The sequence below is a fragment of the Hymenobacter sedentarius genome, assembly GCF_001507645.1.
Taxonomy (GTDB): Bacteria; Bacteroidota; Bacteroidia; order Cytophagales; family Hymenobacteraceae; genus Hymenobacter; species Hymenobacter sedentarius.
Genome location: NZ_CP013909.1, coordinates 991,573 through 1,011,974, shown reverse-complemented (window position 1 = coordinate 1,011,974; position 20,402 = coordinate 991,573). Strand labels below are relative to the sequence as shown.

Annotated in this window: 21 protein-coding genes; 8 read left to right on the top strand and 13 right to left on the bottom strand. The window is 58.8% G+C overall.

Annotation, left to right across the window (positions count from 1 at the left end):
- Positions 1–46: 46 nt before the first annotated feature.
- The 3 genes from glmS to AUC43_RS04265 form a co-directional block, all read right to left on the bottom strand.
- The gene (gene glmS / locus AUC43_RS04275; protein WP_068190306.1) at positions 47–1,882 is read right to left on the bottom strand and encodes a glutamine--fructose-6-phosphate transaminase (isomerizing); all 1,836 of its coding nucleotides are present in this window, start codon (positions 1,880–1,882) and stop codon (positions 47–49) included.
- A gap of 80 nt (positions 1,883–1,962) precedes the next feature.
- Positions 1,963–3,462 carry a DUF4270 family protein gene (locus tag AUC43_RS04270; protein WP_068190304.1) on the bottom strand — a complete coding sequence of 500 codons (1,500 nt, stop codon included), beginning with the start codon at positions 3,460–3,462 and terminating at the stop codon, positions 1,963–1,965.
- A complete protein-coding gene (locus AUC43_RS04265; protein WP_068190302.1) occupies positions 3,446–4,258 on the bottom strand; it encodes a glycogen/starch synthase in 813 nt (270 codons plus the stop codon). Before AUC43_RS04265 ends, AUC43_RS04270 begins: the two co-directional genes overlap by 17 nt.
- Positions 4,259–4,376: 118 nt before the next feature.
- Between AUC43_RS04265 and panC the strand changes: the two genes are divergently transcribed.
- From panC to AUC43_RS04245, 4 genes are all read left to right on the top strand, one after another.
- On the top strand, positions 4,377–5,225 hold the full coding sequence (gene panC / locus AUC43_RS04260) for a pantoate--beta-alanine ligase (RefSeq protein ID WP_068190300.1): 849 nt from the start codon (positions 4,377–4,379) through the stop codon (positions 5,223–5,225).
- A 75-nt stretch (positions 5,226–5,300) separates the two neighbouring features.
- Positions 5,301–6,353 carry a lysylphosphatidylglycerol synthase transmembrane domain-containing protein gene (locus AUC43_RS04255; protein WP_068190297.1) on the top strand — a complete coding sequence of 351 codons (1,053 nt, stop codon included), beginning with the start codon at positions 5,301–5,303 and terminating at the stop codon, positions 6,351–6,353.
- Positions 6,354–6,405: 52 nt separating this feature from the next.
- Entirely contained in the window at positions 6,406–6,882 is a 477-nt protein-coding gene (gene rfaE2 / locus AUC43_RS04250; protein WP_068190295.1) for a D-glycero-beta-D-manno-heptose 1-phosphate adenylyltransferase, read from the top strand.
- Between the two features lie 123 nt (positions 6,883–7,005).
- A complete protein-coding gene (locus AUC43_RS04245; protein WP_068190282.1) occupies positions 7,006–7,683 on the top strand; it encodes a zinc metallopeptidase in 678 nt (225 codons plus the stop codon).
- Between the two features lie 78 nt (positions 7,684–7,761).
- On the opposite strand, the gene ettA is transcribed toward AUC43_RS04245, so the two are convergent.
- Positions 7,762–9,426 (bottom strand): energy-dependent translational throttle protein EttA, encoded by a 1,665-nt coding sequence (ettA, locus tag AUC43_RS04240; RefSeq protein WP_068190280.1) that lies wholly within the window; start codon positions 9,424–9,426, stop codon positions 7,762–7,764.
- Positions 9,427–9,685: 259 nt separating this feature from the next.
- On the opposite strand from ettA, the gene AUC43_RS04235 reads away from it, so the two are divergent.
- The 3 genes from AUC43_RS04235 to AUC43_RS04225 all read left to right on the top strand — a co-directional run bounded on the left by AUC43_RS04235 (position 9,686) and on the right by AUC43_RS04225 (position 12,145).
- Complete coding sequence (locus AUC43_RS04235) at positions 9,686–11,005, top strand: DUF349 domain-containing protein (protein ID WP_068190278.1); 1,320 nt, start codon at positions 9,686–9,688, stop codon at positions 11,003–11,005.
- A 101-nt stretch (positions 11,006–11,106) separates the two neighbouring features.
- On the top strand, positions 11,107–11,328 hold the full coding sequence (locus AUC43_RS04230) for a DUF2795 domain-containing protein (RefSeq protein ID WP_035561220.1): 222 nt from the start codon (positions 11,107–11,109) through the stop codon (positions 11,326–11,328).
- 133 nt (positions 11,329–11,461) lie between these two features.
- On the top strand, positions 11,462–12,145 hold the full coding sequence (locus tag AUC43_RS04225; RefSeq protein WP_233254104.1) for an ABC transporter ATP-binding protein: 684 nt from the start codon (positions 11,462–11,464) through the stop codon (positions 12,143–12,145).
- 59 nt (positions 12,146–12,204) lie between these two features.
- Here AUC43_RS04225 and AUC43_RS04220 read toward each other — a convergent pair whose 3' ends face one another.
- The 3 genes from AUC43_RS04220 to AUC43_RS04210 all read right to left on the bottom strand — a co-directional run bounded on the left by AUC43_RS04220 (position 12,205) and on the right by AUC43_RS04210 (position 15,850).
- On the bottom strand, positions 12,205–13,395 hold the full coding sequence (locus AUC43_RS04220) for a lycopene cyclase family protein (protein ID WP_071886033.1): 1,191 nt from the start codon (positions 13,393–13,395) through the stop codon (positions 12,205–12,207).
- A gap of 96 nt (positions 13,396–13,491) precedes the next feature.
- Positions 13,492–14,235 (bottom strand): LOG family protein, encoded by a 744-nt coding sequence (locus AUC43_RS04215; RefSeq protein WP_068198199.1) that lies wholly within the window; start codon positions 14,233–14,235, stop codon positions 13,492–13,494.
- Positions 14,236–14,620: 385 nt separating this feature from the next.
- Positions 14,621–15,850 (bottom strand): Glu/Leu/Phe/Val dehydrogenase dimerization domain-containing protein, encoded by a 1,230-nt coding sequence (locus tag AUC43_RS04210; protein ID WP_068190274.1) that lies wholly within the window; start codon positions 15,848–15,850, stop codon positions 14,621–14,623.
- 270 nt (positions 15,851–16,120) lie between these two features.
- On the opposite strand from AUC43_RS04210, the gene AUC43_RS04205 reads away from it, so the two are divergent.
- Positions 16,121–16,441 (top strand): ArsR/SmtB family transcription factor, encoded by a 321-nt coding sequence (locus AUC43_RS04205; protein WP_046244304.1) that lies wholly within the window; start codon positions 16,121–16,123, stop codon positions 16,439–16,441.
- A gap of 70 nt (positions 16,442–16,511) precedes the next feature.
- Here AUC43_RS04205 and coaE read toward each other — a convergent pair whose 3' ends face one another.
- From coaE to AUC43_RS04175, 6 genes are all read right to left on the bottom strand, one after another.
- The gene (coaE, locus tag AUC43_RS04200) at positions 16,512–17,117 is read right to left on the bottom strand and encodes a dephospho-CoA kinase (protein ID WP_068190272.1); all 606 of its coding nucleotides are present in this window, start codon (positions 17,115–17,117) and stop codon (positions 16,512–16,514) included.
- Between the two features lie 5 nt (positions 17,118–17,122).
- The gene (locus tag AUC43_RS04195) at positions 17,123–17,854 is read right to left on the bottom strand and encodes a YbbR-like domain-containing protein (RefSeq protein WP_068190270.1); all 732 of its coding nucleotides are present in this window, start codon (positions 17,852–17,854) and stop codon (positions 17,123–17,125) included.
- Positions 17,855–17,856: 2 nt separating this feature from the next.
- Positions 17,857–18,186 (bottom strand): preprotein translocase subunit YajC, encoded by a 330-nt coding sequence (yajC, locus tag AUC43_RS04190; RefSeq protein WP_068190268.1) that lies wholly within the window; start codon positions 18,184–18,186, stop codon positions 17,857–17,859.
- Positions 18,187–18,204: 18 nt separating this feature from the next.
- Positions 18,205–18,720: a DUF1573 domain-containing protein gene (locus AUC43_RS04185; protein ID WP_068190266.1), complete on the bottom strand. Its 516-nt coding sequence runs from the start codon at positions 18,718–18,720 to the stop codon at positions 18,205–18,207.
- A 139-nt stretch (positions 18,721–18,859) separates the two neighbouring features.
- Entirely contained in the window at positions 18,860–19,858 is a 999-nt protein-coding gene (locus AUC43_RS04180; protein ID WP_068190264.1) for an isocitrate/isopropylmalate dehydrogenase family protein, read from the bottom strand.
- 105 nt (positions 19,859–19,963) lie between these two features.
- Positions 19,964–20,278, bottom strand: a complete 315-nt coding sequence (locus AUC43_RS04175) for a YtxH domain-containing protein (RefSeq protein WP_068190261.1) — start codon at positions 20,276–20,278, stop codon at positions 19,964–19,966.
- Positions 20,279–20,402 lie beyond the last annotated feature (124 nt).

Sequence of the window (20,402 nt, the reverse complement as noted above, 5' to 3'; positions counted from 1 at the left end):
GCCTGATTTAAGCAATAGTATCATGGGCCTAGCCAATCAACAAAAACTATTCTACCGTTACCGACTTCGCCAGGTTACGTGGCTGGTCGACGTTGCAACCGCGTAGCACCGCAATGTGGTAGCTCAGCAACTGCAGCGGCACCACCGATACCAGGGGCATCAGGATTTCGCTGGTGTGAGGCACTTCAATTACAAACTCGGCCATAGCGGGAATTACCGTGTCGCCCTCGCTCACCACGGCAATGATGCGGCCTTTGCGAGCCTTCACCTCTTGGATGTTGCTCACCACCTTCTCATATGAGCTATCGCGGGTGGCAATTACCACAATGGGCATGTTCTCGTCGATGAGCGCAATCGGGCCGTGCTTCATCTCCGCGGCTGGGTAGCCTTCGGCATGGATGTAGCTGATTTCCTTGAGCTTCAACGCACCTTCCAGTGCCACGGGGAAGTTATAGCCCCGGCCTAAGTAGAGGAAGTTGGTCGCATCCTTGAAAATTTCAGCAATGGCCTGAATCTCAGTGTCAAGCTCCAAGGCTTTCTCAACCTTGGAAGGAATGGTATCCAGCTCCACCATCAGCTCGCGCAGCTTGGTGTCGGTGATGGTGCCGCGCTTCTGGCCCATAATCATGGCCAGCAGCGTCAGCACCGTCACCTGGGCGGTAAAGGCCTTCGTAGAAGCTACCCCAATTTCGGGGCCGGCGTGGGTATATGCACCGGCATCTGTGGCACGGGCAATGCTGCTGCCCACCACGTTGCACACGCCAAAAATGGTAGCGCCCTTGCTCTTCGCCAGCTCAATAGCCGCCAGCGTATCGGCCGTTTCGCCGCTTTGCGAAATGGCAATCACAATGTCACGCTCGGTGATGATGGGATTGCGGTAGCGGAATTCCGACGCATATTCCACTTCCACTGGAATGCGAGCCAAGTCCTCAATCAGGTATTCGGCCACCAAGCCGGCGTGCCACGAGGTACCGCAGGCCACGATGATGATGCGCTGGGCATTCACAAATTTTTGCTCGTAGGCTCGGATGCCGCCCATGTTCAAGTGGCCAGCTTCCAGTTCCAAGCGCCCGCGCATGGAGTCCAAAATGGAACGCGGCTGCTCGAAAATTTCCTTCAGCATGAAGTGCTCGTAGCCACCTTTCTCGATGCTGTCCAGCTCCATCGCCAGCTTCTGGATGTAGGGCGTCTGGCTCACATCTTCCTTGCTACGGATTTCCAACTGCCCATCGCGGATAACCACGATTTCGTAGTCGTTCACGTACACCACTTCGTTGGTATACTCGATAATGGGGGTAGCATCAGAAGCAATGAAGAACTCGCCTTCGCCGATGCCAATCACCATCGGCGAACCTTTCCGAGCGGCAATAAGCTGATTAGGAGCATCCTTGCTGAGTACCACAATAGCGTAAGCCCCCACTACTTCGTGCAGAGCCAGGCGGACAGCTTCTTCCAGAGAGCACGCGTTCTGCTTCTGGATTTCCTCAATCAGGTTGACAAATACTTCCGTGTCGGTGTCGGAATGGAACGTGTGCCCTTGCTTCTGCAGGTGCGTTTTCAGCGCCGCGTAGTTCTCAATAATACCATTGTGAATGATGGCAATTCGCTGCGATGTAGAGTAATGCGGGTGGGCATTCTCGTCGTTGGGCTCGCCGTGCGTAGCCCAACGCGTGTGGCCCATGCCAACATTAGCATGCGTGTCTTTTTGTGCAATAAATCCCTCTAAATCACTAACTTTACCCTTCTTCTTATAAACATTCAACTCACCGTTGAGCAAGGCAACACCAGCTGAGTCGTAGCCACGGTATTCGAGGCGATGCAATCCTTTAAGGATAATGGGGCAGGCCTCACGATGGCCCAAATAAGCAACAATGCCGCACATGGCAGGAAGGGGTTAAGTATTCGAAAGAATGATGAAAAGAGGCTGGATGATGGCTCCTTATACGAAACACCAGCCTCGGGTTACCGCTTGGAATAGTAAACGCGCAAGCTAATGTTCGCTGCGTCGAGTACTGCTCTGTTTAGCGACAACGCAGTTGACGTGCGAATGTTCGGCACGAGTACCAACGAAGTGGGTTGGCCCTCCAGTTTATTTGCTAGGTATGCCTGCAAATAGCTGGTGATTAATAGATTGTAATAAGGCTGTGTGGTGCCAGCGTCTACCAGATTACCGACGGTTGGGTTGCTTATCCCCAGCTGATTGGTGCCATCTGCCTGCACCACCCGGTCGGAGGGCAGAAAGTTAACCGTGCGCTGCAGTACCTTATTGTTTGCATCTACCTCCAATGCATAGAGGTACTGAGGATTGGGGTAAAGCGAGTTGCTAAATGGCTTTATCGGTGCTCGCAACTCGGCCCGGTTGATGGTCAGGCCCGGGGTAATAAGTAATTTGTCCAAGCCTTTAAACGTCACGCGGGTACCGAGGCCGATGCCCTCCTGGACATAGCTATTGCCGTTTAGGGTAATAGCGGTTACGGCCTGCGTGGCGTCGGAAAGGGCACTGAGCGGAGTACCCGTCAGATTATTCTTTAGGCTGGTGTAGTAGCGCGGGTCGCTGGCCGCGGCTCCACCGGCACTGCTGAAGACCGGCCCGAGAAATACCGAATACGAATTCCAGTGCCGACGCTTGGGGGGCACAGGCGCCGCAACGGCATCATCGTGAAAAAAGAAAGCCAGCCGGGCGTTGTACGACCGCCCAAAGCTGACAATGCCCGACGAATAGCCGGCGCTTGGCTCAATGGCCAAGCCTTTCAGCAAGCCGTCGAGCCGCGTCTGCGTGAAGCTGGTGCCAGCACTGCGCAGCTTCGCAAAGAAGTCGGTGAAGAACGGGGAAGCAACCGCAGGAGCTGGCGCAAATGGGGCTGCAACGGCCGCCGCGCGCAGCATGACCAAACGGAGCGTTTGGTCGGCCACAGTCTTCGTGGTGGCGGGCTTCGTGGTGGTATCCGTTACCACCTGCACGGTGCGGTCGAGGCGGCTAGCCAGGTTCTGGCCCAATGCCGCACCAATAGGCGTAACAGACTCACTGTTATAGGCCTGGCGCTCATCCAGCGGGGCCTGCAGGCTAGAGACATCGAAGCGAGCGGGCGTCGTAGCGCTGCCGTTCACGTTGTCAAAGCCCATGACCAGCACCACGGAATCGAGCACGGGCGTCGTCAGCTTGGCCGGCAGCGAATCGTTGGCGCTGCCGGTCACGACGTTCAGGAAAGCACGCGCCTCGGTCGTGCCGGCGACGTTATCGGTCAGCCGGCCTACCAGGTAATGGTCAGTTTTGAGGGTTTGGACCGGGGCGATGCGCACGGTGGCTACATCTAGGAGCGGGTCCTTGTACTCGGTATACTCGGTGCTGATAGACGTGGTATCGGGCAGGTCCACGTTCAAGTCAGTGCCTTTGTCGCAGCCGGCCAGGGCCAGGGCGGCCAAAGCCACGATGGGAGCACTGCGGCTAGTTAGCCAATTCATTGTAAAGCGCTAGGTAAGAAGAATGCAGATTTTCGTCGGTGGCTACCTGGCTGAGCCGGTTGTGCAGGGCGTATTCGGTAAACATGCCGTTCATGTTGTCGCTGAAGTCCTCGTCGGACCGCACCACACTGTCGGCATATTCCATGCCCATTTTGATGAACCCGCTAAAATCTGCCGTTTTGAGCGAGGCCAGCATCTGGTCGTCGATGTCCAGCATCTTGGCTTTCTCCAGGATGTTGCCCTCAAACTTGTCCGAGAATTCGTTATTATAAATCGAAAACACCGACTTGGCATCCTTGAACACCGGGTCTTTCTTGTAGGTGGTTTTCAGGTAGAGCGGAATCAGGCCCGTCATCCAGTCGCTGCAATGCACGATGTTGGGCGACCAGCCCAATTTCTTTACCGTCTCGAGCACACCTTTGCAGAAGAAAATGGCGCGCTCGTCGTTGTCGGCGTAAAACTTGTCGTTTTTGTCGACCAGGGCCGACTTGCGATGGAAATAATCTTCGTTGTCGATAAAGTAAACCTGCAGCTTGGCCGTCGGGATAGAAGCGACTTTGATAACCAAAGGCTTCTCATCGTCCCCCACGGCAATATTGATGCCCGAGAGGCGCACTACTTCGTGCAACCGGTTTTTGCGCTCGTTGATAATGCCAAAACGTGGTACGAAAATGCGGATTTCGCATCCCATCTCCTGCATGCTGGCGGGGAGCCGACGCAGCATTTCAGCCACTTTCGTGGTCTGCAGAAACGGGTCAATTTCGGTGGCCGCGTAAAGGATTCGTAGCTTCGACATAAGGGATTATTGAAGAGAATGGGACAAGGCCATACTATGGGTGCACAAAATTAAACAATTTTGAGCGGAAAATCAATAAAACCTACTTTGGGGGCCCTTCCAGTTGCCTTCCTCTTTTATGCAGATACTTACTACCGCCGCCGGGTTGCAAGCTTACACGGAACAAGCTCGCCAGGCCGGCCAACGGGTGGGCCTGGTGCCCACCATGGGCGCCCTGCACGACGGCCACCTTCAGCTAGTACAAGCCGCCCGCTCCGAATGCGACGAGGTGATTGCCAGCATTTTCGTCAACCCCACGCAGTTCAACAATGCCGAGGATTTCCGGCTGTACCCCCGCGTGCCCGAGGCCGACGCGGCCCTGCTGATACCGGCCGGCTGCACGGCACTCTTTGTCCCTTCGGTGGCTGAAATGTACCCCCAGCCCACCGTGCTCCGGTTCGACTTTGGAGCCCTGGAGCGGGTTATGGAGGGGGCGCACCGGCCTGGTCATTTCAACGGGGTGGCCACGGTGGTGAGCAAACTTTTTCATATGGCGCGCCCCCACCGCGCTTATTTCGGTCAGAAAGATTGGCAGCAGGTAGCCGTGATTCGTCAGCTGGTCGCCGACCTGTCCTTTGACCTGGAAATCCTGGCCTGCCCCACCATTCGAGAGGCCGACGGGCTGGCCATGTCTTCCCGCAACCGCCGGCTGGACCCAGCCTCCCGCGCCGCCGCGCCCCTGCTGCACAAAGTACTGGCCGCCGCGGCCGAGCAGGTGCGGCAAGGTGTGCCCCCCGCCCAAGTGCGCGCCGAAGCAGAAGCGGCCCTGACGCGCGAGCCCCTGGTTACCCCCGAATACTTTGAGGTCGCCGATGCGCAGACGCTGCAGCCGTTGGAAGCGTACGTGGCCGGCCGGGCCGTGGTGCTGTGCCTGGCAGCCCACCTGGGTGGGGTGCGGCTTATCGACAACGTGGTAGTAGAGGCCTGAGCGAGGACGCTGTGGCCGTTTACCTTTGTCAATTATTGATATGCAGTAATTGGCCATCCTTATAGTTCTATTCTATTGAAGACCTTTCTCACAACCTTTAAATACGCGTTGCTGCTGAGTATCTCGGTGGCGCTGATGTGGTATGCAGTACGGGGGCAAGATCTATCGCGCATCGGCCACTACATCGCTACGGCCAACTACTTCTGGCTGGCTTTGACCATGACGCTCTCGGTGTTGGGCTATTTGAGCCGCGCCTACCGGTGGCAAATGCAGCTCAAGGCTTCGCAGACCCCCGCGCCCTACTGGTCTGTGTACCATGCCATGATGGTTGGTTACTTAGCCAATCTGGTGCTCCCGCGCATGGGCGAGGTCATCCGATGCTCCGTGTTGCGGCGCACGAGCGGCGTACCAGTTCAGGTGGCCTTGGGTACCGTTGTGACCGAGCGCGTGATTGACGTAGTCGTCCTCTTAGGGCTGCTCGGAAGCATATTGCTATTGGACTTCAACACCTTCTGGGATTTTGTGACCAAGCAACTACTGGGGGGACAATACGATACCCTTGCCCGCAACCGTACGCCCCTGCTGATTGCCGCCGTGGTCGGGGGCATACTGCTTCTGATGGTGGGCTATGCCCTATTTCGCAACTTGGAGCGGCTACGGCAAAATGCCTTTTTTAATAAGGCAATACTATTTATAAAAGGCTTGCTGGCAGGGGTTTTTAGTATTTTGAAGATGGAGCGCAAGGCCGTTTTCCTGCTGCATACGCTTTTTACCTGGCTGGTGTACTACCTGATGGATTACCTCGCCTTTTTCTGCTTCCCCGAAACCTACAGCCTTGACATGAGGGCAGGGCTTGCGGTGCTCACTTTCGGGGCCTTTGGCATGGCGGCACCCGTGGCGGGCGGCATCGGGCCGTTTCACGTTATGGTGCAGGGCATATTGCTGGCATATGGGGTGAGCAAGGAGGCCGGCATTGCCTATGCGCTGGTGGTGCACGGCGCCCAGACACTATTGGTCGTCGTGATGGGTGGCATCAGCTTTGTTGCGGTGGCCGCTACTGATAAGGGCAATATATTAACCGAGGCAGAAGCGTTGGCGGATGAACCATTGACAACAAACAATGAGTAATTGCCAATAATGCACCGTCCAATGTGCCATTCCTAAAGAAACCCAGCGTGCCATGTGGACGAAAGACAAAATAATGACCCGGGAGGCCCTGCCTGCTGCGCTGGCCAACTGGCGGGCGCAGGGCTGCAAAGTGGTGTTCACCAACGGCTGCTTCGACTTGCTGCACCTGGGCCACGTCGATTACCTGGAACACGCCCGGCACCTGGGCGACGCCCTGGTCGTCGGCCTTAATACGGATGCCTCGGTGGGAGCCCTCAAGCCCGGGCGGCCCATTCAGGACGAAGAGGCGCGGGCTCGTATTCTGGCCTCGTTGGCCTTTGTCGATGCCGTAGTATTGTTTGGCGAGCCCACGCCGCTGGCCCTGATTGAGCTGGTGCAGCCCGACGTGCTGGTGAAGGGCGACGACTACGCTATTGACGGAATTGTGGGCCACGAATCCGTGTTAAATAGAGGCGGGCAAGTACTGACCGTGCCGCTGGTACCGGGCTATAGCACCTCCCGCATCGTCGAGCGGATTCTGGGCTCGTAGAACGCGTGGCGCAGCGTGCTGGCTTGCAGCAAAGTGCCGTCGTTAAATAGCCCAATTCAGCTCAAATTTGTTTGTAGTAGCTCGCCGCAACCAACAACCCTAACTCTCAACACACCAACACCCATGTATCTCCTTCTCATTCTGCTCATGCTGGTTAGCTTCGGCATTCAGTGGCGGCTGCGAAGCAAGTTCAAGCAATACGCCCAGGTTGGGCTGAAATCCAACCTGTCGGGCGCCCAAGTTGCGGAGCTGATGCTCGCCGACCACGGCATTACCGATGTGCGCATCATCAGCACCCAGGGCCGACTTACCGATCATTACAACCCCACCGATAAAACCGTGAACCTGAGCGAGGGCGTGTACGCCGAGCGCAGTGCCGCCGCGGCCGCCATTGCGGCCCACGAATGTGGCCACGCCGTGCAACACGCCACGGCCTACTCCATGCTCCAGTTTCGCTCGGCCATGGTGCCGGCCCTGAGTGCCGTGTCCACCTGGATGCCCTGGATACTGCTGGCCGGCGTGGTGATGATTAACCGCAGCCTGATTCCGCTGGGCGTGGGCATTGCGCTGTTCTCGCTCACCACGCTCTTTTCGTTTGTCACGCTGCCGGTAGAGTTCGATGCCTCGCGCCGGGCCCTGGCCTGGATGGACAAGCGCGGCGTGGTAACGGCTCAAGAGCACGCCATGGCCAAAGATGCTCTGTGGTGGGCCGCTATGACCTACGTGGTGGCTGCCATTAGCTCGCTGGCCACGCTGCTGTACTACGTCAGCATCTTCATGGGCGGCAATCGTCGCAACTAATTAAAAATCAGCCGAACATAAAAAAGCCGCCTCAATCTGAGGCGGCTTTTTTATGTTCGGCTAAGTAGCCGTGAGCATTTAGCTCAATTTCTTATAGCGTACCCGCTTTGGCTCGACATCGCCGAGGCGTTTGCGCTTGGCTTCCTCGTAGTCCGTAAAGTTGCCCTCGAACCACACCACCTCCGAATCGCCTTCGAAAGCCAGAATGTGCGTGGCCAGCCGGTCCAGGAACCAGCGGTCGTGGCTGATGATGACGGCGCAGCCGGCAAAGTTCTCCAGGGCATCTTCCAGCGCGCGAATGGCGTTCACGTCCAGGTCGTTGGTAGGTTCGTCAAGCAGCAGTAGGTTGGCGCCTTGCTTCAGGGTCATGGCCAGGTGCACGCGGTTTTTCTCGCCGCCCGATAGCATGCCGACCTTCTTCTCCTGGTCGCCGCCGCCAAAGTTGAACTTGCTCACGTAGGCGCGGGAGTTCACCGGACGGCCGGCCAGCAGCATGGTTTCGGTGCCGCCCGTGATGGTGTCGAACACCGTCTTGTTCGGGTCCAGCGTGTCGTGCTGCTGGTCGATGTACGCCGTCTGCACCGTGGGGCCCACTTCAAAGGTGCCTGCGTCGGGCTCTAGCTGGTGGGTGATGAGGCGGAACAGCGTGGTTTTGCCCGCACCGTTGGGCCCGATGATGCCCACAATGCCGCCCTGGGGCAGCGAGAAGCTCAGGTTTTCAAACAGCAGCTTGTCGCCAAACGCTTTGGTGATGCCCTCGGCTTCAATAACCTGGGCACCCAGGCGCGGGCCATCAGGGATGAACAGCTCCAGCTTCTGCTCCTTGTCTTTGGCTTCTTCGCTGGCCAGCTTGTCGTAGTTGGCCAGGCGGGCTTTGCCTTTGGACTGCCGGGCTTTGGGCGACATCCGCACCCAGTCCAGCTCGCGCTGCAGGGTTTTCATGCGCTTGCTTTCGGTGTTTTCCTCGCGGGCCATGCGGTCGGTTTTTTGCTCCAGCCAGCTGGAGTAGTTGCCCTTCCACGGAATGCCCGAGCCGCGGTCAAGCTCCAGAATCCAGCCGGCCACGTTGTCGAGGAAGTACCGGTCGTGGGTCACGGCGATGACCGTGCCTTTGTATTGCTGCAGGTGCTGCTCGAGCCAGAGCACGCTTTCGGCGTCGAGGTGGTTGGTGGGTTCGTCGAGCAGCAGCACGTCGGGTTCTTGCAGCAGCAGGCGGCACAGGGCCACGCGGCGCTTCTCACCGCCGGAGAGGTTGCCGATGATGGCTTCCTGAGCCGGGGTGCGCAGCGCGTCCATGGCGCGCTCCAGCTTGGAGTCGAGGTTCCAGGCGTCGAGCTGGTCCAGACGCTCCTGCACCTTGCCCTGGCGGTCGAGCAGCTTGTCGAAGTCGGCGTCTTCGGCCCCGAAGGCTTCGTTGATTTCGTCGAATTCCTTCAGCATGGCCACCGTTTCGGCCACGCCTTCTTCCACCACTTCGCGCACCGTTTTGGTGGGGTCGAGCAGGGGCTCCTGCTCGAGGTAGCCCACCGAGTAGCCCGGCGAAAACACCACTTCGCCCTGAAACTGCTTGTCGACCCCAGCAATGATTTTCAGCAAACTCGACTTGCCCGAGCCGTTCAGGCCCAGCACGCCGATTTTGGCGCCGTAGAAAAACGAGAGATAAATATTCTTAAGTACTTGCTTTTGGGGCGGGTAAATTTTACTTACGCCGGCCATGCTGAAGATGATGGTCTGGTCACTCATGGGAAAGGCTGAAAAAGGGCTAATGGACGGATTGAAGACGCAAAGAACGACAGCCGGGGCTTGTGGGCCATACCCGGGCCCACTGGTTTTGCCCCGTCTAGCCCAGGCGACCGCAGCGGGTGGGTGCGGCATTCGGCGGCGTTCCCGGATTTGTACATCGCATCATCACCTTTTTACCGTAAACTTGTAATTCCTTCCTGTTCCACGTTTCAGCTGCACACACGTATTCTACACTCCTACCCACGAGCTTAATTTTAGTATGGAACCAACCGACCCCTTGCTGGCCGAAGCCAAGCGCTACGGCTACGTGGAAGCCGGCGGCGTGTGGCTGCGCCCAGTGCTGGGCCAGCCCGCCCGCCAAATAGGCCTGGTCAAAGAATCGGACGATGCCGCGCTGCTCTACTTTGCGCAGCGGTTCGAAGCCCTGCGCGCCAAAGTCGACGCGCTGCTGGCCAAAATGGAGGCGAGCGACAACAAAGGCTCGTTTCTGATGAAGGCCCTGCACCTGAAAGAGCAGCTGCTGACCTACGATGGCCTCGGCGACTTTGCCGCCTTGCAGCGCCGCCTGACCGAAGCCGAGGAATCCATTTCCGTGACCGTGGCCCGCAACCGGGAGAAAAACCTGGCTACCAAGATTGGCTTCATTCACGAAGCCGAAGCCCTGCGCGACAGCGTGGAGTGGATATCGGCCAGCGAGAAAGTGAAGGACCTGCGCCAGGGCTGGCTCAAGACCGGCCCCGTGGACAAGGCCATGACCGACGAGCTGGAAACCCGATTTCAGACGGCCATCCAAGAGTTCTTCGACCGCCGCAAAGCCTTCCAGTCCGACAAGAAGGCGATGACCAACCGGGTGCAGAACCGCTACCGCGAGCTCATTCAGCAAGCCGAAAACCTAAAGAACTCCGACCAGTTCGAAACCACCTCGCGCCAGCTCAAGCAGCTGCAGCAGGCCTGGCGCGAAGTGAATGGCACCCTGCCCAAGAAGCAGGCCTCCGAGTTGTGGACGCGCTTCCGGGCCGCCAACAACCATTTCTTTGAGCGGCTCAAGGTGCACATCGCGGCCCAGCAAGCCAGCGCCGGCAGCCCCGGTGCGCCGGCCTCGCCCGATGAACTGCTCGCCCGCAAGCGGGCCCTGGCCGAACGCGCCGAGGCCCTGATGAATATTCCCCCGCAGGAAGCCATTCACCAGGCCAAGGCCCTGCAAGCCGAATGGAAGCAGGTGGGCACCGTGCGCGGCGAGGAATCAGACCGCATCTGGCAGCGCTTTATGGTGGCCTGCGACAAGATTTTTGAGTTGAGCGCCCTCGAATACCATCTGCGCAAACGCGTGGGCGGCGAGCCTGCCACCTCGCCCGCCGAGCGCGCCCGCTTCCGGGCCAGCACCCTGCGCGAGCTGCTCAAAGACGACCAGCAGGAGCTGGAAGTACTGCGCGATAACCTCGACAAGCTCAGCCCTAGCGCCGCCAACGACGCCTTTCGCCAGATGCTGCAAACCAAAATCCGGTCGTTTGAGCGCAAGATTCGCACAAAAAACGACTTAATTGCCTTATTCAGCCAGCAAGCCCAAACCGCTGGCTAAACCTTGCCCCGGGTTTTTCGTTGTCGTTTTCAGCGCAAAACCCGGCTTGCATTTTCGCAGGAAACTGTTACCTTCGCCAACCTTTTTTTATCCTCCTCACTATGTATTGGACACTCGAACTCGCTTCCTACTTGGAAGATGCTCCCTGGCCCGCCACCAAAGACGAACTGATTGACTTTTCTATCCGCTCGGGTGCGCCCATGGAAGTGGTTGAGAACTTGCAAGCCTTGGAAGACGACGGCCAGCCCTACGAAAACATCGAGGAAGTATGGCCCGACTACCCGACCAAGGAAGACTTCATGTTCAACGAGGACGAGTACTAGAATCAATTATGAGGTTTGAATTATGAGTTATGAGTTGAATGGTGATTCATCCTCGAAACTCATATCTCCTAATTCAACATTCATAACCCCTGCGCTTAGCGCGGAAAATCTGGTTGCGGGCTACCCCGGAAGGGTGCTGGTCCGCAACCTTTTTTTGTGCCTGCCCGCGCCCGCCTTCGTGGCCATCGTAGGCCACAATGGCAGCGGCAAAACCACGCTGTTCCGGGTGCTCACGGGCCAGCTGCCCTATCAGGGCAGCGTCCGGCTGTTTGGGCAGGAAGTGCGTGGCCTGCGCCGGGCCGCCGCAGCCGGGTTATTGGGCTATTTGCCGCAGCGTGGCCGCGTCGATTTCTCTATCTCAGCGCGGGAATTGGTGGTGATGGGCCGCTACCGCCACCACGGCCTGCTAAGCGCCTACGCCACCGCCGATTATGCCCTGGCCGATGCGGCTTTGCAGCGCGTAGGGGTAGCGCATCTGGCCCAGCGGGACTTCACCGAGCTTTCTGGTGGTGAGCAGCAGCTGGTGTGGCTGGCTCAACTCAGCCTGCAGGATGCCCAAGTGTACCTGCTTGACGAGCCCACCCAGCAGCTCGACGTGTACTACCGCCGTCAGGTATTCGGCCTCGTGCACAGTTGGGCCAAAGAACAGGGCAAGACCGTGCTCTGCAGCACTCACGACCTCGATAATCTGCCGGAGCTAACGGGCTACCTGCTCAACCTCTCGGAGCCTGAGCCACAGCTACGGCCCATTTCTACCGCCACGGTGCAGGCCGCCCGCGAGTGGCTGGAACAACCGCCGGCAATATGCTTTGCTTAATGAAGAATGAGGAATGAAGAATTGAGCTAAAGTGGTCGAACTTCCTCATTCCTCATTCCTCATTCCTCATTCCTCATGCCGGGCTTGCCGCGCAGGACCTGCGCGATGGAGCACATAAACGGCCCCGGCGTCACCGAATTCATCACCCGCAGGTTGTCGGCCCACGAGGTGGTTTCGTCCAGGAAGCGGAAGATGCGCTCCACGGGGTTGCGCTCGAATAGCTGCCGGAAAATGTCGCGGGTGGTTTCGCCCCGCCGCTGCATAATATCCAGCAGCAGCGTGTCGAAGAGGCGGAACTGCCACTTGTCGCCCGTTGGGTCGGCGGGCGGGTGGCCAGTGCTGGCCAGGGCCGCCACCAGCCGGGCCGACTGCTGCTGAATGCGCTTGAACGCGTAGCCCGTGCTGGGCTTGGCGCGCCCGCCGCGCGTGCCCAGGTTGATGATGTGCGGCCCGCTTCGGGCTGGCAGCGGGTGGTCAGTCATGGGGATGGCCCCCACTTCTTCGGCCACAATGCTGTAGTCTTTCAAGCCCAAAGTCTCCTCCAGATACTGCCGGATGGCCGCTTCGTATTCCGCTTTGGGCAGCGGTTTGCCTGAGAATAACGTGTACTCTACCAGTGCCCTGCGCGACGTGAAGGGCAGCACATACATGAAGCGTGCTTCCTGGTGCTGCTCGCCCCGAAAGTCCATGAATTCCACCGTGGCTGGGTCAAATATGTCGGCTGCCGTTTCCACTTCCCAGCCCACAAAGTGCTGCAACAGGTAGCGGTGCCTGCTCGGGTCTTGCGCGATGGTGGGGGGCCGGCTATCAAAGCCGTAGCGCGCCGTGAACTCACCCGCACTGCTGCTGACGCGAACGCCGTCATCCGTATTTTCAAGCCTTGTCACGGCGCCCCGCATTAAGGTAAACTGGCTTTTTTCTGTCAGGGCCTGGCGAACGAACTGGTAGTAGTCCATCCCCCGAATCATGCGGTAACGGTAATTGCCCAAGTCGATTACTTTCTCGAAGCCTGGACTGCGGAAGGCTATCTGGCGCCATTCGTGGGCCGCAATGCCGTCAAATACCATCGGCGTATCAGCCCAATAAGACCAGGTACGGTCGTTCTGATCCTTGGCCTCTGGCTCAATCAGCAGGACCTTCTTGTGGGCCAGACGAGGCTCTTGCGCCAGGTGATAGGCCAGGCTCAGGCCCGCTGCCCCACCGCCCACAATGAGGTAGTCGTATTCGGCAGCGGTACTTGGAACGGGCATGGCAGCGGTATCGGCTAGCAAAAGTGGCGAATCAGTCCACAAAAAAGCCGAACCTCGCGGCTCGGCTTTCCTCTTGCTTGCAAACTGGCAAGTGCCTTAGAAGTTCGGCGACAGCAGGTACTTGTGGTAGAAGTCGTCGATGATTTTTACCGCCTCGCTGGCGTCATCCACAATCTGCACCAGGTTCATGTCCTCGGCCGAGATATTCTTTTCCTCGAGCAGCATCACGTCGTGCACCCACTTAAACAGGCCATTCCAATAGGCCGAGCCCACCAGCACGATGGGGAAGCGGCTGATTTTCTTGGTTTGAATCAGCGTCATGGCCTCAAACAGTTCGTCGAGGGTGCCGAAGCCGCCGGGCATGCCCACAAACGCCTGGGCATACTTTACAAACATCACCTTGCGCACAAAGAAGTAATCGAAGTCGATGCACTTGTCCTGGTCGATGTAGATGTTGTGCGTTTGCTCGAAGGGCAACTCAATATTGAGGCCCACCGACTTGCCGCCTTCCGAGCGGGCGCCTTTGTTGCCGGCTTCCATGATGCCGGGGCCACCGCCCGTGATAACGCCGTAGCCGTGGCGCACCAGCTTGGCCGCTATCTCTTCGGCCATCTGGTAGTAGGGATTTTCGGGCTTGGTGCGCGCCGAGCCAAAGATGCTGACGCAGGGCCCGATTTTAGACATCTTCTCGAAGCCCTCCACGAACTCCGCCATCACCTTAAAAATCTGCCAGCTGTCGGCGATTTTGATTTCGTTCCAGTCTTTGTCAACGAAAGCTTTGCGCAGGCGTTGCTCGTCTTCCACGGCCATGGCGGGCTCGCCGTTGGCCTGCTGCCGCATCTCGGTGATGGTGGTCAGCTTGTCGTCGTTGACGTTGGGCTGCTTAATGGTCTTGCCGCTGCCGGCATTCAGCAAGTCGTCGGAGACCTTGGTCTTGCTGGTTTTTGCTTTTTTCAGAGTAGACATAAATTCAGTGGGAATTCCTTCCAAAACAAAATCGCCCCGAGAAAGGGGCGACGAAAAGTAGGGCGTCAAAGATAACCAATTGCCACCAAATAAAAACGCGCGCCGGCAAAAGCATTTTGACTCGGTAAGCCAGCCGCGTTATCCACTCCCGTTGAGCTAATTGAGTGGTGGCGGCTCCCCCGGCCAGGGAAGCAGAGCCGTCAGCGCAAGGGGCCCGTTCAACAAAACAGACTTACTTGTTGGAAGGGTAGAAGGAAGGTTATACCAGCTGGCGCAATGCCATTTCGAAGGAGCGCTGGGCGATGCCAGTGGGCTGATTGTTTTCCTGGTGCGTGCGCTCCAGGGCGGCCCCGATGATGCGCGAGGTATCGGCAAAGATGGCTTGGTCGGTGATTTCGGCCCCGGTTTCCATGAGGTAGGCAAACACCCGCGCCATGCCGCAGTTAGCAATGAAATCGGGAATGACGGCCGTGTGTTGGTCGGCATATTCACCGGTGGGGCCGAAGAAAATCTCTGGGTCGGCAAAGGGCACGTTGGCCCCGCAGCTTATCACCTGCAGGCCGCCGGCGAGCAGCCGCTCTACTTGCTCCCGGGCCACCAGGCGCGACGACGCCGCCGGGATAAATATTTCGGCCCCGATGGACCAAATCTTCTCGTTAACCTCATCGAACGAAAGCAAGTTGTCTGCGGTTAACGTATTGCCTTGGCGTGCAAGGAGTAGTGCCCGGATTTCTTCCAAGCCGAAGCCCTCGGGGTTGAGCAGCCCGCCCGACCGGTCAATGATGCCCACGATGCGGGCGCCTCGCTCGGCCAGGTAGTAGGCCGCGGCGGCCCCCACGTTGCCCCAGCCCTGCACGATGGCACGCTGCCCGTGCACATCGGTGCCCGCCCAGAGGCGGTAGTAGTGGCGCACGGCCTCGGCCACGCCGTAGCCAGTGATGAGGTCGGCCACGGTGTATTTACGCGCCAGGTTTGGAGAAAAACTGGCGTCTTCTACCACTTTTACCACGCCCTGCCGGAGCTGCCCCAGTTTCTGTATTTTTTGAGGTTCGGTGGCGTTGTAATGCCCCGTGACAACTCCCTCCTGAGGGTGCCAAAGGCCGTACTCCTCGGTGATGGGAATAACCTCGTGTATTTCGTCAATATTAAGGTCACCCCCAGTGCCATAATAGTTCTTCAGCAAGGGGATTACTGCCCGGTACCACCGCTCCAATACGCCCCGCTTGCGCGGGTCCTGCGGGTCGAAATTGATGCCCGACTTTGCCCCTCCAATTGCCGGCCCCGACACCGTGAATTTTACTTCCATCGTTTTAGCCAAGCTCTCAACTTCCCGCTTGTCCAGGCCCTTGCGCATGCGCGTGCCCCCACCGGCCGCCCCGCCGCGCAGGGAATTGATGACTACCCAGCCTTCGGCATCGGTCTCCGAATCTTTCCATTCAAAAACAATTTCCGGGCGTTTGTTTTCAAATTTGGTCAGCAGGTCAAGCATCGGGGAGTTGGGCAAAAGAATGCCTGCCAATAAAAGCAGGAACGCGAAGGTAGGCAAAAACCGTACGGCGGGCGCGGCCTAAAAATTGCACTTTTGCTACAAACCGAAAGAGTGAATACTTAAGTATCGATGAACTAAGTGAACTATTTCTGCCTGATTTGCACCATACTAAGGAACTACCACAGGAACGCGAACGTATTGTTCTTATTATACCCTTTCATATCTACCCTTACATCATTACTCTTTCATTTCCCTTTTTTCTTTTCACCCATGAAACCATTGCATTCGCGTGTAGAAGCGCAACAGTTGGACCGTGCCGCGGCTATGCTCAAGGTTCTCTCGCACCCCAAACGGTTGGCTATCGTTGATTTGCTCGGCAAGACCAAGGGCAAAGACAGCCAAATGTCCGTAACTGATATTTACCAGGCTCTCGACCTTCCCCAGGCCATTGCCTCGCAGCACCTCATCACCCTCAAAGACCGGGGTGTATTGAAATCGAGTAAGATTGGCACCAAGATTTACTACTCCCTGGCCGTGCCCCAGTTGCTCAAGGTGATTGACACCCTGGAAGATTATTCCGGCAAACTCTAATTCCGAAACCCAGAAGGTAGTGGCGTAGGCTACCCCGCGAAGGAGGCTGTTTCGAAAGAGGCAGCCTTTTTTATGCCGGCGCGGCGCCGCCGAACGCGGCGTGCAGGGCCAGCACCTGCGGCAGCAGCGGCTGCACGTCGTCGTTCGTCAGCACGTAGTCGGCGCGGGCTACCTTCTCTTCTTCGCTGAGCTGCTTGCCCATGATGGCCTCCACGTCGGCGGCTGTGCGGTGCGGGTCGCGGCGGAGCACCCGGGCGGCACGCACGGCCAGCGGCGCATACACCGTAATGATGCGGTCGAGCTGCTTGTAAGAGCCGGCTTCGAAGAGCAGCGCGGCTTCCTTGAGCACGTAGGCGTGGCCGGCGTGCTGCTGGGCCGTGGCCCAGCTCTCAAAATCGGTGCCCACGTGGGGGTGCACCAAGGCGTTGAGCTGAGCCAGCAGGGCGGGGTTGCGAAACACGGTGCCGGCCAGCACGGGGCGGTTGAGGCGGCCGTTGACATCGTAGGTATCGGGGCCAAAGGCGGCGCTCAGTTGCTGGCGCAGTTCCGCGTCGTTTTCCATCAGCCACCGGGCCCGGGAGTCGGCATCGTAAATAGGCACCCCCAGTGCCTGAAACAAGCGGCTAACAATGCTCTTGCCCGAGCCGATGCCGCCCGTAATCCCAATGCGCAGCATAAAACTCAATGAGTGGGTGAGGTGGAGCGGCGGTGCCGGCCCCGCGTGGGGGGCGAGGTGCGCGGCAAAAGGCGGAGACGGACTACCGAAGCGGAAGCGCGTATCCTCGCCGGCGTGTGCAGCGGTATTTCGATTTCCTCGTCGCGGCTGTCGTTGGAGTTGACGGCCACGGGGTAGGGGTCGGGCAGTGCATTGACCAGGCTGGCGGGCCCCCGAAAGGTAACCGTGGCCGGAGCGAACTGTGCCATATAGCGCCGGGCCGAATCTGAGGGCAGCCCAAGTGCGAGCCGGCGGGTGGCATAGCGGTCAAAAGTGAGGCGCAGGGTATCGCCGGCCCACTCGTTCACTTGCAGGCCTTCCAGTGCAAGCTGCAGGCCGCGCCGCCAGGCATCGGCGGGCAGGTAGCGGGTACCGGGCAGCGGCACGGGGCGCAAATCGGCGGGGTGGGTGCCCCAGCCCAGGTTGGCCCGCAGCAAGCGCCAGCCCTGCCCCGTGACAGATACCGGCAGGGCTTCCGGCAGCGGGCGCAGCGGCACGTAGTGCACGGAGTCGTAGTGCCACGCCAGCGGCAGGTTCAGCCGGGTGGTGTAGGTCTTGTTTAAGGCGTTCATCTGCCAGAAGACCCCCGCCGCGAGGAGGCACGCTGTTATGGCCCGGTAGAAACTGGGCTCCTGGCCTGCGAAAGGGCGCACAAACCAGCTCACCAGCCGGCCCGCCCGGTTCAGCGGCCCGTCCATAGCTAGGTGGTGGCCACGCCGTCGTTACCTGAGCTGGTCTTGTTGCCCACTTCCCGCGCAATAGCCGACCGGTCAAAGCGCAGCTTGGTGCCGCGGTCCACTTCTACCACTACGGTGTCGTCGGTTAGGTCAACCACCAGCCCGTGCAGGCCCCCGATGGTGACAATGCGCGACCCTTTGGCCAGGGACTGGCGGAAGGCCTTGGCATCGGCCGCGCGCTTCTGCTGGGGCCGAATCATGAAGAAATACACCACCAGGCCAATGGCAATCGGAAAGAGTAGCTGGGTGAAATCCATTCCTCCGGCGGCTTGCAGTAATAAGGTCAACAACATGGCGGTGAGAGAATTGGGCTAGAGGGGGTTGGCACCTTTGGCAGCGTCGAGCACGTTGCCTTTGATGAGAATGGTGGTGATGTTGGGCTGGGTATTGGCCCGCACTGCTACCTGCTTGCTGATGATGCCGTGCTTGCCGCGGCTATCAAACTGCACTTCCATGGTGCCCTGGCCGCCGGGGAGTACGGGGGCCTTGGTCCAGCTGGGCGTGGTGCACCCGCAGGAGGCGGTGGCGTCTTCAATCAGCAGCGGCGACTTGCCGGTGTTGGTGAAGGTGAAGGTATGGTGCACTTTGCTATCGGCCTTGATGTCGCCGAAGTCGAACTCTGCCTCCGTGAATTTCATCACCGGCGCGTTGGGGTTGGGGGCTTCGTTTTCGCTCACCACGTTGGGGTTGTCAATCGTGGGGTTGGCCGCCGCATCGGAAGCAGCGTTGGCCGCGGCGTTCATGCCTTCGGTGCCTACTTCAGCGGTTTTGTCGCGGTTGCAGGCCGTCAGCAGCAGAGCTGCAGCAAGGATAATCTGGTATTTCATGCAAGGAAAAACGCGCCGCGGCACGTTTCAATAATGAACTTAGTAGTGATTGGATGCCTTCAGCAACAAGCTGTTGTACAGGAGAGTGCCCGCAGTCGCGCCTTTAGCGGGCGGCCGCGGGCACCTCGCAGTGGTACTGCTACAGCTTGGCGATGATGTGCTGGGCGAATTGGCTGGTGCTGGCGTTGCCGCCGAGGTCACCGGTGCACTCTTCCGGGTGCAGCAGGGTGCTTTCCAAGGCGCGCTCAATCTGGTCGGCCTTGGCATGCTCGCCGAGGTAGTGCAGCATCATCAGCGCCGAGCGCAGCAGGGCGGTGGGGTTGGCTTTGCCTTGGCCGGCAATGTCGGGCGCCGAGCCGTGCACGGCCTCAAACACGGCCATGTCATCGCCGATGTTGGCGCCGGCCACCACGCCCAGGCCGCCCACCAGGCCGGCGCACAGGTCGGAGAGGATGTCGCCAAACAGGTTGGTCGTCACCACCACGTCGAACTGCTCGGGCTTGTTCACGAGCTGCATGCACATGTTGTCGATGATTTTATCTTCGAACACAATCTGCGGAAACTCGGTGGCGGCTTCTTTGCAGGCGTTGAGCATCAGCGTGCCCGCCATTTTCAGGATGTTGGCTTTGTGGGCCAGGGTCACCTTTTTGCGGCCGTGCTTGGCAGCGTAGGCAAAGGCCGCGCGGCAGATTTTGCGGGAGCCCGCCACCGTGATGCGGTTGAAGGAGTCGGCAATGCCCAGGCGCTCGTCGTATACTTCCAGGCCCGAATACAGGCCCTCGGTGTTTTCGCGGAACAGCACCAGGTCGATGCCTTCGTACCGCGTCTTGATGCCCGCGGTGGTTTTGCTGGGGCGCACGTTCTGGTAGAGGTCATACTTCTGGCGCAGCGTCACGTTGATGCTGCGGAAGCCTTTACCCACCGGCGTGGTAATTGGGCCTTTGAGGGCCACCTTATTCTTTTCGAGCGACTTGAGCAGCGAGGTCGGAATCAATTCGCCGGATTGGTCGAACGTGGTCTGGCCGGCGTTCTGCTCTTCCCATTGCACGGGCACCTGCGCCGCGGCAAAAATGTCGGTGACTGCCTTGGTGATTTCGGGGCCAATGCCGTCGCCGGGAATAAGGGTTACTAAGTGCATTCTTTTTGGAGTGACTGAGCGGCTGAGTACCTGAGTGGGAGGGCCAAACGACTCATGGTTCGTCAGCTCACTCGGGCACTCAGCCGCTCAGTCACTCGGTTAAAATTAAGCGCCCTTGCGGGAGTTGATTTGGTTGATGAGTTGGTCAACGTCGCCGAGCAACTGCTCAGCTTTGGATTTGGCGTCGGAAATGACGCGCTGGCCTTCGCTTTTAGCCGAGGAGGGGCCAGCGGCGGCTTCGCGGCTGGTTACCAGGCTGTCGGTGAGGTCGGCGAGCACGGAGCGGTATTTCTCCAACTGGTAGCTGAGCCAGGAGCGGGTTTCGGTGCCGGTTTCGGGGGCATAGAGCAAGCCAAGGGCTGCGCCGGTGAGGGCGCCGCCCGCGAAGCACAGGATGCCGGTGGTGGTTTTGCTGGCCATGGTCGTCGGAATGAGGAAGAAAGGTGGGAGAAAGTTCGGGCTTGAGTACGGAAAAACGCGTCAGTAGATACAAAGGTGGCCAACGCCATCCAATCCGCCGCGGGCTCGTCCGTGCCCAGGCCCG